We start from the raw sequence: 18,066 nt of genomic DNA, 5'->3' as shown, positions 1-18,066 counted from the left end.
TGCGGGAGAGATGAACGTGAAAAAAACGAAAACGGCCGGAGGCGTCATTGCGGGCGAATTCAAAAGGTTGACGGGCAGCAAGATGGCCATGATCTCGATTTTGGGCCTTGCGCTGATTCCGCTTATGTACAGCGGCATGCTGATCGGCGCGTTCTGGGACCCGTACGGCAAGCTGGACGCCATGCCGGTCGCGGTCGTCAACGAGGACAAGGGCGCTTCGCTTAATGGGGAAAAGCTGACGGTTGGCGGAGATCTGGTCGAGGAGCTGAAGAAAAACGGGGAGTTCAAATGGGTGTTCACGGACGAAAAGGACGCGATGGACGGACTCGCCGATCATCGCTACTCGCTGGCTTTCGTCGTGCCGGAGGATTTTTCGGCGAAAACCGCGACGCTGCAGGACGCAGCCCCGCAGCAGGCCGATGTTCAGTATTACGTCGACGACGGCTGGAACTACCTGACGAGCCGGATCGGCGAATCCGCGGCGGAAAAGCTGAAGACCGACGTCGGCCGCGAGGTGACGAAGGCTTATGCCAAGGCGACGCTCGAGTCCGTAGGCCGGGCGGCGAGCGGATTCGGCGATGCCGCCGAAGGCGCGCAGAAGCTCGCGGACGGCGCCAAAGACGCGGCGGGCGGCGCGAAGACGCTGCACGATAATCTGGCGAAGCTGGCGGACGGCACGATCAAGCTGCAGCAAGGGGTCGGCAAGCTGGCCGGCGGCGCTGCGAGCCTGAAGAGCGGCGCGGGTACGCTGGCGAGCGGCTCCGCGGAGCTGGACGGCGGCCTCAAGCAGCTGGCCGCGGCGCAAGGCAAGCTGGCGACGGGCGCTTCGCAGGCGGATTCGGCCGCCGGCAAACTGGCCGCGGGCGCCGGCAAGCTCGCCGACAACTCCGCCAAGCTGGCGGCAGGCGCCGGACAAGCGGAGAAGGGCGCCGCCCAAGTCGCCGACGGCGCGGGACAGCTCGCCGCCGGGTTGAAGCAGTACGCGGCGGCGCATCCTGACGACGAGGCGCTGCAGCAGCTGGTCGCCGCCTCGCAGCGCGTTGCGGACGGCGCGACGCAGACGCAGCAGGGCGCTGCGTCTGCCGCGGCTGGCGCCGAGCGGCTAGCCGCCGGGCAAAAGCAGCTGGCTAGCGGAGCGGCCGAGCTCCATGCGGGCACGTCATCGCTCAGCCAGGGGCTGGGGCAGTTCGGAGCCAAGCTCGGCGAGGCGGAGTCCGGCGCGGCGCGACTGGCTGGCGGCGCAAGCAAGCTGGCCGCGGGCGCGGGCGCGCTCGCGAGCGGCATCGAGAGCGCCGGCTCCGGCGCGGGGACGGTGAAGAGCGGGGCAACGCAGCTGGCGGACGGCTCGGCGTCGCTCCAGAATGGCTTGCAAAAGCTGGAGAACGGCTCGAGCGAGCTGGGCGCCAAGCTGCAGGATGCTTCCTCGGAAGCCGGCAGCGTGAAAAGCGGAGACGGACAGACGGAGATGTTCGCCGATCCGATCGCCGTCTCCGAGCACAAGCTGACGGACGTGCCGAACTACGGCACGGGCATGGCGCCGTACTTCCTGGCCCTTGGCCTCTATGTCGGCGTGCTCATGTCGACCGTCATCCTGCCGCTCCGCGATGCCGCGGGCAAGGTGAAAAACGGCTGGACCTGGTACGCGTCCAAGCTGCTGCTGTTCGCGCCGGTCGTGCTGCTGCAGGTGGCGCTCGCCGGCACGGTGCTAATCTACGGCATCGGGCTGAAGGTGCCGGACGTCGCCGCCTTTTACGGCATCAGCGCGGTCATCGCCTTGACCTACATGACCATCGTGCAGTTCCTCGTCTCGCTGGCGGACACGGTCGGGCGCTTCGTCGCCGTCGTCCTGCTCACGCTGCAATTGGCTGCAAGCGAGGGCACGTATCCGAAAGAACTGCTGCCGCACTGGCTGCAAACGATCGGCGAATGGATGCCGATGACGCACGCGATCGAAGCGCTGCGTCTCGCGCTCGCAGGCCGCTCGGCTTCGCTGATCGGGGAGCAGCTGCTCGATCTGGCGGCGTTCGCGACGGCGTTCGTCGCGCTGACGCTCGGATTGTTCGCGCTTCGCAGCCGCAAGATTCGGCCGTCGCAGACCGAGCTAGGTGCGCTGCAGGCTTAAGCCGAGTAAAGCAATATAGAGGAAGGGAGCGACATCCAGCCGAATGGGCGGCGGGGGTGTCGCTCTTTTTTTTGAGACTTATGTCCCGATTTTTGGCGTTTTTATTCATTTCCATCGCTTGCAAGCCGTTATTGATGATAAGACTGTCCTTTTTGCCAATACCGGGAATTCAAGATTAGGAGGCACGAACACAAGATGAGGATGACCCAAAGACCGCCGCGAAGCCGGATCGGAAGACTGGGACGGCTGACGGCGGCGCTTCTGGCCGCGCTATTGTTTTCGGGAGTGCTGGGCACGACGGGAGCCGTTAAGGCCGCTACGACGATTACGTCCGTCAAGCTGGACGAGCTGAGCGACACCGAAAAAACGATATACGTCGACGACGGCACGCTGGTCCTTCTCCTGTGGGCCACGAGTACGGATAGCACGACCAGCGGAAGTTCAACGAGCAACGTGACGAACGACGCGACATGGGTATCGTCCAATTCGGCGGTCTCCGTCTCCAAGGGCATCGTGACCGCGACGGGCGAAGCGAACAACGTCGTCATCACCGGCAAATACCAAGGCTACTCGGCGAGCGTGACGCTCACCGCGAAGTATCATTACTCCGAACTCAAGCTACGCGTCGGGGATTCTACGGCCGACGCGGCGGACAAGCTGGACGTCCAGCTCGGCCAAAACATCACGCTCAAAGCCAAAGGCGTCAACGGCGGAACGCTGGACGATTTGGCCGACAAGGCGACCTGGACCTCTTCGGATGCGTCCGTCGTCAGCGTCAGCGCAGGCAAGCTTACCCTTAACGCAGCCGGCAAGGCGACGATCACGGCGAAGTATCAAGGCCGCACGGATACGATCGAGCTGACGGTGACCTCGCCGTACAAGTCGATGTCGATCGCGGACGCGAGCGGCGTCAAAGGACCGTTCGAGATGCAGGTCGGCGAAGCCGCCAAGGCGCTCGTCGCGACTACGCTGAGCGCCGCCAGCGCGAACGAAAACGTGACGGCCAAGGCGACTTGGAAAAGCAGCAACGAAGCTATCGCGACCGTAGACGAAGCCGGCAAGGTCACGCCGGTCGCCGCGGGTACCGCGACGATCACCGCGTCTTATCTTGGCGTGTCGGCCACGGCTATCGTGGCTGTCCGCACGCCGTTCGAAGCCATCGTCTTCACGCCGAGCACGGCGCAGCATCTGGCTCTGTCAGGCGCGCAGCTGAAGATCACGGCGAAGACGGTTAACGGCTCGGTCATCGATCCGGACCTTGTAGGCGCGCAATGGGAATCCACGAACCTGAACGTAATCTCCGTCAGCGGCAGCGGCGCCACGGCGACCGTCACGCCGCGCGGCAAAGGCACGGCGACGATCAAGCTGACGTACAAGAGCGCGGTCAAGGAGCTGTCCGTCACCGTCTATCCGACGGTCAGCGAGATCGAGATCGCAAAGGACAAGCTCGAAGTGTACGTGGACGATACAGGCGATCTGCCGCAGGTAACGGGCAAAGCGCTGGACGAGACGAAGGCCGACGTGAGCAAGCTGGCCAAGTGGACCTCCTCCGACAGCACGGTCCTCAGCATCGACGAGGACGGCAAGTGGACCGCGCTGAAGGCGGGCAAGGCGACGCTGACCGCGACGGTGACATCGGGATCCGCCTTTACGGACACGCTCGAAGTCACGGTGAGCAAAAAAGTGCTCACGCTGCTGCCTGAGCAAGACAACATCAGCCTGATTATCGGCCAGACGGTATCGCTGCCGAAGGTAACCGCGGTCTATGAAGACGGCGACGAAGCCGACATCAGCGCGGACGTCGCCTGGAAGTCCGCCTCCACGAGCGTGCTCGTCAAAGACGCTTCCTTGAAAGGCCTGCTGGCGGTCAAGACGACGCTGACCGGCACGTACCTGAACAAGACGGTGAAGGTGACGGCTACCGTCGAGGAAGAATACGTGAGCTACGCGATCGAGCCTTCGGCCCTGTCTCTCACGCTGAACAAGACGCAGAGCGTCAAGGTAACCGGCAAGACGAAGTCCGGCAAGCTCATCAACCTCAGCTCGCGCATGGTCTGGACGTCCGAGGACGAGACGATCGCTACGGTCAAGGGCAGCTCCGCGAAGTCGCTCGCCGAAGGCACGACCAAGCTGACGGCAAAGTACCAAGGCAAGACGTTGAGCGTACCGGTGACCGTAAAGGCGAAGTTGACCAAGCTCACCGTATCGGATCCGTCGCTGGATCTGGCCGTCGGCGCGACGGACGCGGTCAAGGTGACGGCGATCTATGAAAACGGAAGAACGCTGGACGTGACCGCTTTCTCCGCCTGGACGGCTTCGTCCACCAAGGTCGCCAAGGTGACCGGAGGCGTCGTGACGGCGGTCGGTAAAGGCAGCGTGACCGTGAAGGCCGCTTACGGCGGCAAAACGGTTAACGTGCGCGTTAAAGTGAAATAAGGCATCGGCTTTTGTAAGGCCGCCTCCGGTCCGATTGGACTGGAGGCGGCCTTTAATCTGCGATACGAAAATCAATATGCGCATAGTCGATCGGCGGTCGTGCCAACCTATAAAGTATAAGTGAACAACGAGCTCGTAATTGCTTGATTGCACGAGCGGAGAACCCGCAGGAATGATCGACATGAAAAAATCGCCCGCGAATGGCTCGCGGGCGACTCCTTAATTAGGAAGGAATTTTTTGAAATCAGGAATTAATGAATGCGGTATGCAGCTTGGCCTGGTAGACGACCTGATAGTCGAGGCCTTGGGTGATCGCGGCGAGCGGGACGTACGTTTTGCTTTCTTTGCCGACCGTCTGCAAGTAGGCGGGCACGTTCAGCGCCTGCTTCACGCCGCCGATGACGATGGTCTTCGCGCCGATCGCGAGCTTCACCTCGCGGCCGTTTTGCTTGAACGTGGCGGTCTTGGTCTTGTTGTCCCACTGCAGCTCGGCGCCGGTCGCCGCGGCAATGTCGCTCAAGGCGAGGAAGGTCGTGTTGCTCTTCAGCTGGGGCTTGTTCTTCGTCGTGAGCAGCTTGCCTTTAATGTAGACGGTCGGCGCGGGATTCGCCGCCTTATCCGAAGGGGCAACCTCCGTATATTCCGGCCAGACCGGGGCTGCGAACGCTCGAGCGAACGTTTCGTAGCCGGCTTGGGTCGGATGGATGTCGGTCACGCCGAAAACCGGGCTGAAGTGCGTGTACAGGGCTTCCTTGCCTTGGAACGCGCCGCCGATATGTACGATGTCGACCGCGACCCCTTCGGCCGCGAGCGAGTTCTTGAGCTCGTCGAGCTTGGCGCTCAGCTTGGCGATCGTGGCGTTCAGCTCGGCGTACATCGCGTCGCCGACGATCTTGGACACGGGCGAATATTGATCGGCGACTTCAATGCGCGCCTGAGGCGCCAGAATGTGAAGGGTGCGGAGATTCGCTTGCAGTTGTTCTGCATAATTATTCAATTTCTCGTCGAACGTCTTCTCGAAGGAAGCCGTGGCATCGGCGTCGGTTTTGCCGACCAGGTCGCGAACGAGCGCCGCAAAATCGTTGCCGCCGATCGTAAGCGTCACCAGGTCCGCGTCGGCCAGGCTGTCCCGAAGCGCGGGGGCGCCGGCGGCTACCGCATCCGCCTGGGCTTTGGCGGCGGGATCGTAGGCGGAGTAGTCCTGCAGTTCGTCCGCCGTCAGCTTGCGGCTCTCGGCGGCGCCGGCGAGCAGCCGGGTCAGGCCGGCGCTCTGCAAGCCGAGCGCGCCGTAGTTGGCGAGCTCCGCGCGTCCGTGAAGCAGCGCGTTGACATATAACCTGTCCGCATAACCGTAGATGTCGGCGGCGCGGGTCACGCCAGGCTCATAGCCCAGCGAGATCGAGTCGCCGAGCGACACGATCTTGAATGCGTCGTGCGCGGCCGCGGTCGGCGCGGTCTGCTCGCCCGCGGCATGAGCTGCGACCGGCACAGCGCCTACGGCGAGGGCGACGAGCAGCGCCGCAGAGCGGCGTCTTGCTTGAATCATCATTGCGTTCTCCTCCCGAAGGCGGGCTGCGGGATCAGCCAAACATTGATTATCGCCTTCATAAAAATATTAAATTGCCTTTGCCGACGCTGTAATGTTAAAATAGCATAACAATAAAAAGGTATATTTATTAGTTTTGCACGAATTTTCGAAGCAAATCCCGAACGATTTCCCGTTACCTCGCCGTTTTCCTTCGATTATTCGGGCGTTCATGCGCTGCCAATAATATTGTAGCAGATCATATTATTCCGCGCCGCATCCCGCCTGCCGTTCGCCGAACTTTATTTAACCGGCCGGACGCCGTCGAACCGTTGGCTCTCGACACCCCATTTTTTCTATAGAAAGGTTGCGCTTCATCATGACACAATTCGTGAACGGATTGCCCCCGAAGCAGGGGCTGTACGATCCGCAATATGAGCGGGATGCTTGCGGGATGGGATTCGTCGCCCATATCAAAGGCCGGAAGTCGCATGAGATCGTCGAGCAAGCCTTAAGTCTTCTTATTAACATGGAGCATCGCGGCGGCCAAGGCGCCGAGCCGAACTCCGGCGACGGAGCGGGCATTCTGCTGCAGATTCCGCACGATTTCTTCGCGCGCGAGACCGGTTCGCTCGGATTTTCCCTGCCGGTGCCCGGACAGTATGCGGTCGGCATGGTATTCCTGACGCAGGACGATTCGCGCCGCGCCGAGCATGAAGCGCTGTTCGAAGGCATCGCGGCGGAAGAAGGCTTGTCCGTCATCGGATGGCGTACGGTTCCGACCGACGACAGCACGCTGGGCATATCCGCGAAGCGCGTCAAGCCGTTCGTGCGCCAAGTATTCATCGGGCGTCCGGCCGTTCTCGGAGACGATCTGGCCTACGAGCGCAAGCTGTACGTGCTCCGCAAGCGCGCCGAGAAGGCGATCCGCTATTCCGGCATTCCGGACGGCGAGATCTTCTACGTGCCAAGCCTGTCGTCCAAGAAGATCATCTACAAAGGCATGCTCACCACGGAGCAGGTCGGGCATTTCTATACGGAGCTCCACGATCCGGCGCTGGTATCTGCGATCGCGCTCGTCCACTCCCGTTTTTCGACGAATACGTTCCCTAGCTGGGAGCGCGCGCATCCGTTCCACTATCTGATCCACAACGGGGAGATCAATACGCTCCGCGGCAACGAGAACTGGATGCATGCCCGTCAGACGTTGTTCGAATCCGAACTGTTCGGCACCGATCTGGAGAAGGTTAAGCCTGTCATCAACCATGACGGCTCCGACACCGGCAAGTTCGACAACACGTTCGAGTTCATGTACCTGGCCGGCCGTCCGCTCGCGCACTGCGCGATGATGATGGTACCGGAGCCTTGGCAGAACGACGAGCAAATGGACGACGACAAGCGCGCCTTCTACGAATATCACAGCACGCTGATGGAGCCGTGGGACGGTCCTGCCGCGATGGGCTTTACCGACGGCGTTCAGATCGGCGCGGTATTGGACCGCAACGGTCTGCGCCCTGCGCGCTACTGCGTGACGAAGGACGACATCATCATCATGGCTTCCGAAGCCGGCGTCATCGAGATTCCGCAGGAAGAGATCGTGCTCAAGGACCGTCTGCGTCCGGGCCGCATGCTGATGGTCGATACCAAGGAAGGCCGGATCATCGCCGACGAGGAACTCAAAAAAGCGATCGTCTCCGAGCACCCTTACCGCGAATGGCTGAACGAGCACCTCGTCGACCTCGAAGAGCTTCCCGAGGCGCTCGAGCTGCCTGAGCTCGACCACGCTACGGTACAGCAGCGCCAGCAGGCGTTCGGCTACTCGTTCGAGGACGTGCGCAAGATCATCGAGCCGATGGCGACCGCAGGCGTCGAGCCGCTCGCTTCGATGGGCTACGACGCGCCGCTCGCGGTGCTGTCCGACCGTCCGCAGCGGTTGTTCAACTACTTCAAGCAGCTGTTCGCGCAGGTGACGAACCCGCCGATCGACGCGATCCGCGAAGAGATCGTCACGTCCACCTACACGACGGTCGGACCGGAGCGCAACCTGCTCAATCCGGAGCCGGAGAGCTGCCGCCATATTCGTCTCGTGTCGCCGATCCTGTCCAACGAGGACTTCGCCAAGCTGCGCCATGTCCATCGTCCGGGCTTCAAGTCGATCACGCTGCCGATCTATTTCCCGGCAGGCGAGGGAGAAGAGGGCCTGAAGCAGGCGCTCGTCGACCTGTGCGCTGCGGTCGACCGCGTCATGAAGCACGGCCACAACATTTTGATCTTGTCGGACCGCGGCATCGACGCGGACAATGCGGCCATCCCTTCGCTGCTAGCCGTATCGACGGTCCATCACCACCTGATCCGTCAAGGCACGCGGACCAAGGTCAGCATCTTGCTCGAATCCGGCGAGCCGCGCGAGGTGCATCATTTCGCGCTGCTGATCGGCTACGGCGTCAGCGCGGTGAACCCGTACCTGGCGTTCGAGACGCTCGACGACCTAATCCGTCAGGGCATGATGCGCAATATTTCGCACGAGAAGGCCGTCAAGAACTATTTGAAGGCTGCAAATAAGGGCGTCGTGAAGGTGCTGTCCAAGATGGGCATCTCCACGATCCAATCGTACCGCGGCGCGCAGATCTTCGAAGCGATCGGCCTGCGCGGCGACTTGATCGACAGCCACTTCACGTGGACCCCGTCCCGGATCGGCGGCGTCGGCCTCGAGACGATCGCGAGCGATACGCTGAAGGCCCATGCCCGCGCGTTCGCGACGCAAGAGGGCGCGGAGCACGAGCTCGACTCCGGCGGCGATTACCAGTGGCGCAAGGACGGCGAGGATCACCTCTTCAACCCGAAGACGATCCACACGCTGCAGATGGCGACGCGGTCCAACGACTACAATCTGTACAAAAAGTTCTCCTCGCTCGTCCAGGGCGAATACGAGGAGATCCGAACGCTGCGCTCGCTGCTCGACTTTAAGTTCGACCAGCAGCCGGTGCCGATCGAAGAGGTCGAGCCGGCCGAATCGATCTTCAAGCGGTTCAAGTCCGGCGCGATGTCGTTCGGCTCGATCTCTAAGGAAGCGCACGAATCGCTCGCGATCGCGATGAACCGCATCGGCGGCAAGTCCAACTCGGGCGAGGGCGGCGAAGATCCGGCGCGCTTCATTCCGGACGCCAACGGCGATTCTCGCCGCAGCGCGATCAAGCAGGTCGCTTCGGGACGCTTCGGCGTCACGAGCTACTACCTGTCCAACGCCGACGAGATCCAGATCAAGATGGCGCAAGGCGCGAAGCCGGGCGAAGGCGGACAGTTGATGGGCCGCAAGGTCTATCCTTGGGTCGCCGAAGTTCGCGGCACGACGCCGGGCGTCGGTCTCATCTCGCCGCCGCCGCACCACGATATCTATTCGATCGAGGACCTGGCCGAGCTGATCCATGATCTGAAGAACGCCAACCCGAAGGCGCGCATCAACGTCAAGCTCGTCTCCGAGGTCGGCGTAGGCACGATCGCGGCCGGCGTAGCCAAGGGGCGCGCGGACGTCATCCTCGTCAGCGGCTACGACGGCGGTACCGGCGCTTCGCCGATCGGCTCGATCCGCCATGCGGGCTTGCCGTGGGAGCTCGGCCTCGCCGAGACGCACCAGACGCTGATTCTGAACAATCTGCGCGACCGCGTCGTCGTAGAGACGGACGGCAAGATGATGACCGGCCGCGACATCGCGATCGCCGCGCTGCTGGGCGCCGAGGAGTACGGCTTCTCGACCGCTCCGCTCGTCGTGCTGGGCTGCATCATGATGCGCGTGTGCCAGCTCGACACCTGTCCGGTCGGCGTCGCGACGCAGAATCCCGAGCTTCGCAAGAAGTTCATGGGCGATCCCGAATATGTCGTCAACTACATGCGCTTCCTTGCCGAAGAGCTTCGCGAGATCATGGCGCAGCTGGGCTTCCGCACCATCGAGGAGATGGTCGGACGTACGGACCGTCTCGATACGAAGAAGGCGATCTCGCACTTCAAGGCGAGCGGCGTGGATCTGACCGACCTGCTGTACATGCCGGAGCTGCCCGAGGGCTCGTTCCGCCACAACCGCAAGTCCCAAAACCATGGCCTCGAGGAGTCGCTCGACATGCAGCATCTGCTGCAGGCGGCGCTCCCCGCGATCGAGAGCGGCGAGCGCGTGCGCGGCACGTTCCCGATCAAGAACACGAATCGCGTCGTCGGCACGATCGTCGGCCACGAAGTGACGAGCCGTCACGGCAAGGCCGGCCTGCCTGAAGACACGATCGCGTTCCACTTCGTCGGCACGGCCGGACAGAGCTTCGGCGCGTTCATCCCGAAGGGCATGACGCTGACGCTCGAAGGCGACGCCAACGACTACATCGGCAAGGGCCTGTCGGGCGGCAAGCTCGCCGTGTTCCCTTCGCAGTCCGCGACCTTTAAGGCCGAGGACAACATCATCGCCGGCAACACGGCGCTGTACGGCGCCACAGGCGGCGAAGCGTATATCCGCGGCGTCGCGGGCGAGCGGTTCGCGGTCCGCAACAGCGGCGCGAACGTCGTCGTCGAAGGCGTCGGCGACCACGGCTGCGAATACATGACGGGCGGACGCGTCGTCATCCTGGGACGTACCGGACGCAACTTTGCCGCCGGCATGTCCGGAGGCATCGCGTACGTCGTGGATTGGAACGGAGACTTCGTCAAACGCTGCAATTTCGAAATGGTCAGCCTGGAGTCGCTCGAGGATGAACGCGAGATCGCCGAAGTCCGCGGCCTGATCGAGAACCATGTCCGTTATACCGACAGCGAGCTTGGCGAGCGCGTCCTGAGCGATTGGGAAGCCGTCCTGCCGAAGATCGTCAAGGTCATCCCGAAGGACTACAAGCGGATGATGGAGCAGATCGAGAAGGTGAAGGCGCAGGGTCTGAGCGGAGAGCAAGCCCTCCTGGCCGCCTTCGAAGCCAATATGCGCGACTTGTCGCGAGTCGGCGGCAATTGACGATTTTCGCGGTATGACGACAATCGGCGCAATCGTTCGACTGCAGAAAAAGCGGGAAGAACGAGAATAAAACAGACTTTTAAGACATAAAAATACGGAATGAAGCGGGTTGTTTTCCGCTCCGTTCCGTATTTTTTTTATACCGGAAATACGTTAATGCCGATTGCAAGAATGCGCTTTTTGAAAACGGCTTCATAGGACGGCCTGCGCCTTCAATCCCGCGCGATTCGCGGGTTCGCCGACTTTTAGCCCATATGTCAGAGAAGCTTCCTTAGAGCCTTGAGTCGTTCTCGCGTGAGCCGGAGCGCATGTCTCAGGTAGGATCGGACGAGGTATTTAAGCCCTCGAATCGACGTAACGATAAAAAAAATCCCGCGACATACATCACTCGACACCCTCCGCATTCCTTGTCCCTTATAATAAGGATTAGTTGAATTAGGTTTCATTTTCCAGAGAGGGGATTTTGGTGCGGAGATGGAGAGGGAGAGGGATCCACGCTTAGAATCGTCCGGGAATACCCCCGTCGAGATTAGCATTCATACCATTCTTACCCAGCTTGGCATCGACGTCAGCAAATGGGAAGCGTTCGAAAAGGAAGAACAACGGAAAGAACAACAACAGAAAACCGTGTAAAAAGAAAAATACCCCGTCCGCTCCCAAGCGGCATCGGGGTATCTTGCACATGACGCGCCAAATCGTGCGTTCAGCCCAGCGACCTCTCGGCTCTGATAAAAGCGATAAAGCGCTTGGCTTCTTCTTTGGACAGCCGCCGGCCGTCGATCGTTAGCGCGAAGCTCTCCAGCAGCTGGTCTGCGTCGGAGAGCTCTAATTGATCGGTGAACTGGCGCACTTCAGCATCTAACGTCATCTGGGGCTGGTGCGTTCTTCCCACAAGATAGTCGATCGAAACTTGAAAGAGATCGGCCAGCTTGGTCAGCATTTCCGTATCAGGTTCGCGCCTGTTTTTCTCGTAGTGCGAGAGGGCGGCCCTAGTAATGCCAAGGGAAGAGGACAATTCTTCTTGTGTCCAGCCGGATTGATCACGAAGATAGGCGATGCGGCTGCCGATATTCATACGAATTCCCTCCTTTTATCCCGTCACTTTATGATAAACGTTTGGCGATACATTTGCATTAGTTGATACAAAACGTCACATTAACTTATGTTAAGCTGTCATTATTGTCAGTATACGTTATGTATCTAATTGATATACATATGCCCGCAAGAAGGCCCTTGTCCGTATTACGGGCAAGGGCCGAGCCGTTTGTCTCGCGTTTAGGTTAGCGGCGCAAGGTTTATCTGGCCCTGATCGTCGACGGTCAGCCGGTACCGTTTGCCTCCGGGCGAAGTCAGAACCAAACCGTCGCCCGGACGCACCAGTTCGATGTCGTCGTCGGCGGCGATATGATAGCGCGGCGAGTAGGAGGCAACCGGGCCTTCGGAGACCATCAGTCCGGCCAAGAAGGTCGGACGGTCGCGAGGGAGCTCGATGGACACCATCTGAAAAGCTACGGTGCCATTAATCGGCGTCCCGTCGACGCCGGTAATTTTGGACCAAGCGCCTTTGGGATATACGGTTTGATTGTAGAAAATTCGATTAACCGTCGTACCTGCGTCCGTTGCGTTCAGCTTGACGTTTATACCGCTTAGGGAGTCCGTATAGGTCCATAAACTTAACGACAAAGGCACGGCGGGCGCAGCGTAGGGTGCCTTTGCAAGCAAGATCTGAATTAAACAAGGAGACGCTGCTTGCGATGACGGCGTGAATTGCAAAATGACCGGAGAAGATCCCAATTCATCTCTTACTGCGCCTCCAAGCGAAGCGAGCGTTCCGGGGCTCGCAGCGCTCAAACGCCCCCCGGTTACTTTATAAGACGCCGGATTTTCCGGATTTTGCAGCAGGTTGCCTCTCCCGACAGGGTTGAAAACCCGATTCGTTCGATCGCGATAAAGGGTGCCGGCATTCAAATTGATTTCGACATAGGGTTCCTTTGTTACGACGGTCGTATAATCCGGCGTCAGTCCGTCCAGATCGGAGGTCGTAGCAAGCTTTTCGATTCTGGTTGAACCGAGGGCCCCGGGCGCAGACGATAGTCTAAGATTGCCGGTGACAGATCCGCGAGGTATGTCGCTGTCTCGCAATATACCGAACCAAGCGGCGTATTGTTGGCGCTTGTCCGCAGGCATCAGGGAGTCGGGGAGCGCGAACTGCCATCCTTGGCGCGGACTTGAGTAAGTATGCAAACTCCAGCTCAATCCGAATCCGCCGGTCACTCTCATTTTCGATTCTGATTTAGGCAGTAATTTAATCGCCGCTTCTCCGATTTGCTCGTGTTGAACCGTATTGAAAATGCAACTAAGTCCGATTACGGTGCTTGCGGATCCATATACGTCCGCGTCATCTATGGCTTGATAAATCGAATAAGGAGAAAAGCCCATATGAACGCGATTGAGCTGGGCGCCGAACCCTCCGTTATGATTGGCATAGGATTTGACTCCGAACAGCACGCCGCAAAACGCGCCCGTGATGTCGCATCCTTCAAAATAATAATCTCCGGAATTACGCCGACAATATACGCCAATGAGACCGCTTAACATACAGTCGTAAAAATAGACGTGGCCGACGTCATTATCGAGCAAAACGCCCGCTTTAAGCGAGCTGATACGAGTGCCTCTAAACGAAGGCCTGGCCGATCCGACAATCCGGATCCCGCAGCTGCCGGTCACGAACATATCGTAATTTTGCGCGGCAAACAAAGCGGGGTCCGCCCACGTGGGCGCGTTAAGGGAATACGCTTCTCGTCCGCTCCCGATTCCAATACCGGTAACGACGGTATTCGTCTGAGAAATTTCAAGGCATGGCTTTAAATCATACGGAGCATATGGCTTAAATAAAAGCGTGGCCTCTCCTTCGCCCGCGAATGCAGCCGCTTGACATACGATCGTATCCCAGACCGGATAGACGCCTGGCGGCAACTTTACATTTCCCGTTGTTCCTGCGGTGGCGAATGCGCGCCTGAGCGGAAGGGTATCGTCATGTTCGACGTATTTGTTGACGGCCGTCGGCGAGGCTGCAGACAACGTTAAATCGGTCGTACCGCCGCCGCCGATAATACGGGCAACGAACGAGCCCGATGACGGCAACAGCGCGGGAATCGAAGGCGCATCGCTGCGGACGGCCGCACCGCTATCCGTCCAGGCCGGGTTGAGAACGCGGGTCAATAGCTTGACGGAATCGGCCGTTCTTCCATATACGGCATAGGCTGCCGCATTCGCGGCAGGCGACCATGTCAGCACGACGGCATTTTGGGGAGAAATGACTGCGGGGCCGTTGTTGACGGTAATCGTTGCGGATGCCGATATGCCGCCTGTATCGTCGAGCGCTACGACACGATAACGGTATACGGTTTTTCCCGCTTGGCCTTTGACAGCCGCTTGCAATTGAGATGGCGCCGCCGCACGGCAGGGAGCCGCATCGGGGATCGATACATATTGCCCGTTTCTAAAGTCGAGCTTGTTTTGAAGTTTTAATTGATTCGCGTTTTTTCCGATCGATCCCATGACGCTTTTCCTGCTGCCGGACGCTCCATACCACTGCGGATAAATCTCCGATACGTTCATAGGACCGGCTACTTGTCCCTCTCCGCCGAATATCGGATAAAGCCCGGCAGAAATCTGACTAAACATGGAGATGGTCACGCCGGCGTCCGGCCATAACATAGCCTGGTCGGCGAAAAGCACGGTAAGACTCTGGGGGAATTCGATTCCCGTGCCTAATCGATAACGCCCCGGAGGGAAAAAAACGCCTGCCGTTTTGGGCATTGTCCCCGTATTCGATGAATTGACTGCGGCGATCGCATTCGCGATCGCTCGCGTATCGTCGGTTATACCATTGCCTACGGCCCCGTAATCCTTAACGCTCAGGTAGCTATCCATGGCGGTCATCACCTTCCGATACGATAGATTGACCATAAATTCGGCTACTCTATGATATTCGGACTAGGAGGATCGGCCACGGCGCTTGTACGGCGGGATTAGCCTGCTAGAGGCCAAAGCACGCCTTTTACATCGTAACTCCATGCGGGATATCGCGTTTGAACGGACGCCGTGCCATCGTTCCATTCAATACGGACACCGTCCCCAACCTGGAAGCCTGGCAGAAATAAACTCGCCGGGGCTCCTTCCTTCACGATGATTTCCGCGACATGAACGTCTCCGTCTATGGCGGTCACGGGTTCTTTGACCTGGCTTGCGCTTGCCCAATACGCGATATAGTCAAAAGGCCTATCTTGGTTGTTTTCTATCGTAAGCGCGAAGTCGTAAGATTGACCGGCGATCAGTCGAATCGAACCGGACTTATTGCTATCCGCGCCGCAGCCGTTAATTACGTATTTGCTGTCTATCATCAACGAGAGTTTGCAAGAACTCATGTCGATCAGAAACGTGTATTCTTCGGAGAATTCGGGTCGAATGGTGCCTTTGAACACCCACACGCCTTTGCCGAGCGGTGCTTTGGCGCTAGCAATCATGGGCACGGAGACGGTCGACGTTGGAATTTGCGCGGCGGTATTTTCATAGCGACTGAGAGTGAACGATCCTCCGCTTCGAATCGGGTACGGACCCCATCGTATTTTTGCCGTGCCGGATCGATTGGAGCTAAAACTCAAACTCGCGCCTTGATCCTCTTTCTCGAGACGGACATCGCCGATGAGCGGACCTGGGTTAGCGCGATTTTCTTCGAGCATTAAAAATCGGGGATAGTCCGTGCTTTCGACCTCAATCGTCAACGAACGAGACGTACTCGCGAGGATGAGCGCCGGCATTCGTTGGTCGGTGAGGGGATCGTAGGAATAAATCGTCGCGCCCTGACCGTTCACGTTGCTCAAGGTAATCTTGAATTTTTGGCCGGGCATGGCATATCGCGCCGGATCGAGGACTGCCTTGTCTTTTTGCCATTCCTTAGTCAGGTCCCGCGTTACCACATAGTATCCGATCGCGAACTGATTGTCTTCGAGCTGATACGGCAGGATGGCGAGATCGTCCATGTTGTTGGTGTCCGGGTGATCGGCCGTGCCGTTGCCGGGAAGCGCGATTTGCGGATTAACCTCGATGACGCTTGACACCTGAACAGGCCTGGGGTTCTCGATTTGTTGCCCTGACCTCATGATCTTGGATATTCTGGCGAGCGCGTCTATTTGAGGGCCGGCAAGCGACCTCGCCCGTTCAGTGAGCTTGTAGCCGTTTTTACTCAATTCTTCGAAAAAAGAGTCGTTAATAAGTCCATAATTGAGATCTCCTCCCTTGGCGGAAAAGAGCTCTACGGTTTGCACGCCTTTATGGCTGTAGAACGTGAAGATTCGGAGCGTAGATTTTGCGCCGATTTGTTGCATGAGCGATCGTAGGCGATTGTCATTTTTCTTTATGCCGGTTTGTGCGACGATTTTATCCGAGAATGGATTTCGCCACCAATTGGTTTCCGTCATCCATACCTCGGCTTGCCGTCCGTCCCCGGAGTTCGCATAGCGGCCATGGTTACGGAAAGGCCCGGGGAACGGCTGCAGGTCTCTGACAATATACTCGGTATGGTACGCGTAGAACCAATATTCGGGCATTGCAAAAGTATGGGCAAGAAGGTAATCGTCCATCCCGGGCGTCGTTTTTCCGGTTGCGGATAAATACTTTTTGTTGTTCGTCTGCGCGTTGTGCGAGAACAACGATTGCGCTCCGTTATAGCCCGTATAATAGTGTCTGCTGAAGCCGGCTTCCCCGGCAAAGAGCTCGGCCCCGTTTTCCCATGGGCGCTGGTTGGAGAATCCGCTGATGACGCGCACGCCGGCCAGATTTTTTTGCTTGGCGAAGGAGAGGGTCATCGGCAACAGGACTTCGCCGCCGGAAGCTTTGCGATCGCCTAACGCATACACGGGATATTCAGAAAATTGAAGCTTCGGATCGTAGTAATTGCCGATATCGAGAAACTGGCTTCCGAACGTCATTTCATTCCAAACTTCGAGATCGAAGCCCTTGTCTATCGCGTTATTTTCGGTTCCCAAAGTGCGTATGAGCATTTTCGTGACCGTATTCAAATAAACGTTCCATCCGTTCAATGTTTGTTGGGCGGCCGGATTGTCCTTTCCATCGGTAAATTTAGTCCCGGAAAGCGGGCGGTATTTGAGGCGAACGAGCTCCAATGCGCCGGCCTTTACGTTGTTTGCAAGCGGTGCCGAGAGCGTCAGCTTGCCTGTCTGGGGATCAACGGCCGTAATGACAGGGTACATGGTCTGATAAGCTTGGCCGCTTAAACCGGTATATTGGGGGACAATGCCGGTCACGTTGTCGACATAGATGGCTTTGTCGCCTTTGGAAGCGCTTTTCTTTAAATGAAGCTTTATCGTTTTACTGGGAACCGGATTGCCGGCGTTGGCGTTTAGGAGGACGATTGGCCGAATGCCGTGTTTCTTGAGCGCGGAAACGATCGCTATAAATCGGCTGCCCTGCGGCTCGCTCAGCGCATTTTCATTGTCGAACGAAACGTTGCCCCAGCCGATCTCGATGCGGGCAGAACGAAATCCGGCTTCAGAGAGCAGTTGAGCCGTAGCGTCCGCTTCTTGCGGACTCACTCCGTTCAGGACTACGCCAAGCGTGTCGAGGAAACGGCTGCCATCCCAGGTGTCCATGTATGAGCGCCAAGGCGCACGGTCGATCGAGGAAACGCCGAACGGTATTTCTTGCTGTTTCCAGTCTTCATAGGGGCGATTCAGCGTTTTTTCGTTGGGACCGGTTTGGTCGATTGCCGCTGAAGTACGAGGCTCCGAAAATCCTATGATTTCGTAGCTGATTGCGCCAAGCGACAGCAACAATCCGACAATCGCTATGCTTGTCCATAGCGAGCGCAATTTACGGTATCTCTTAAACATAATGACAAGCAAAATGAACACCTGCCTTACGGGTCAGTAGGATCTTCGTTACATACTGTATCATATAAAACGGGAAAAATCGAGG

General features: G+C 58.6%; 7 protein-coding genes and 1 pseudogene. 3 read left to right on the top strand and 5 right to left on the bottom strand.

All coding sequences use genetic code 11. The features are described 5' to 3' along the window. Nucleotides 1–16 precede the first annotated feature (16 nt). The gene (locus BM235_RS06850) at nucleotides 17–2,122 is read left to right on the top strand and encodes a YhgE/Pip domain-containing protein (RefSeq protein WP_158543881.1); all 2,106 of its coding nucleotides are present in this window, start codon (nucleotides 17–19) and stop codon (nucleotides 2,120–2,122) included. A gap of 195 nt (nucleotides 2,123–2,317) precedes the next feature. Further along, nucleotides 2,318–4,558 carry an Ig-like domain-containing protein gene (locus tag BM235_RS06845; protein ID WP_090110855.1) on the top strand — a complete coding sequence of 747 codons (2,241 nt, stop codon included), beginning with the start codon at nucleotides 2,318–2,320 and terminating at the stop codon, nucleotides 4,556–4,558. A 244-nt stretch (nucleotides 4,559–4,802) separates the two neighbouring features. Here the strand turns inward: BM235_RS06845 and BM235_RS06840 are convergent, their stop codons facing one another. Further along, a complete protein-coding gene (locus BM235_RS06840; protein ID WP_090110853.1) occupies nucleotides 4,803–6,107 on the bottom strand; it encodes a stalk domain-containing protein in 1,305 nt (434 codons plus the stop codon). Between the two features lie 355 nt (nucleotides 6,108–6,462). On the opposite strand from BM235_RS06840, the gene gltB reads away from it, so the two are divergent. Continuing rightward, nucleotides 6,463–11,067 (top strand): glutamate synthase large subunit, encoded by a 4,605-nt coding sequence (gltB, locus tag BM235_RS06835; RefSeq protein ID WP_090110851.1) that lies wholly within the window; start codon nucleotides 6,463–6,465, stop codon nucleotides 11,065–11,067. 703 nt (nucleotides 11,068–11,770) lie between these two features. On the opposite strand, the gene BM235_RS06830 is transcribed toward gltB, so the two are convergent. From BM235_RS06830 to BM235_RS06820, 4 genes and pseudogenes are all read right to left on the bottom strand, one after another. Then, nucleotides 11,771–12,142, bottom strand: a complete 372-nt coding sequence (locus BM235_RS06830; protein WP_090110849.1) for a helix-turn-helix domain-containing protein — start codon at nucleotides 12,140–12,142, stop codon at nucleotides 11,771–11,773. 200 nt (nucleotides 12,143–12,342) lie between these two features. Then, the gene (locus tag BM235_RS32490; RefSeq protein WP_255374134.1) at nucleotides 12,343–13,824 is read right to left on the bottom strand and encodes a hypothetical protein; all 1,482 of its coding nucleotides are present in this window, start codon (nucleotides 13,822–13,824) and stop codon (nucleotides 12,343–12,345) included. A gap of 1,002 nt (nucleotides 13,825–14,826) precedes the next feature. Continuing rightward, nucleotides 14,827–15,003 (bottom strand): annotated as a pseudogene (locus BM235_RS32900) (glycosyl hydrolase family 28-related protein); the annotation flags it as partial. Between the two features lie 98 nt (nucleotides 15,004–15,101). Continuing rightward, nucleotides 15,102–17,993: a hypothetical protein gene (locus BM235_RS06820; RefSeq protein WP_143106640.1), complete on the bottom strand. Its 2,892-nt coding sequence runs from the start codon at nucleotides 17,991–17,993 to the stop codon at nucleotides 15,102–15,104. Between the last annotated feature and the right edge of the window lie 73 nt (nucleotides 17,994–18,066).

The organism is Cohnella sp. OV330, from assembly GCF_900112065.1.
In the GTDB taxonomy this organism is placed as follows: domain Bacteria; phylum Bacillota; class Bacilli; order Paenibacillales; family Paenibacillaceae; genus Cohnella.
The sequence above is the reverse complement of the archived record's forward strand: the minus strand, read 5'-3'. Positions and strand labels throughout refer to the sequence as shown.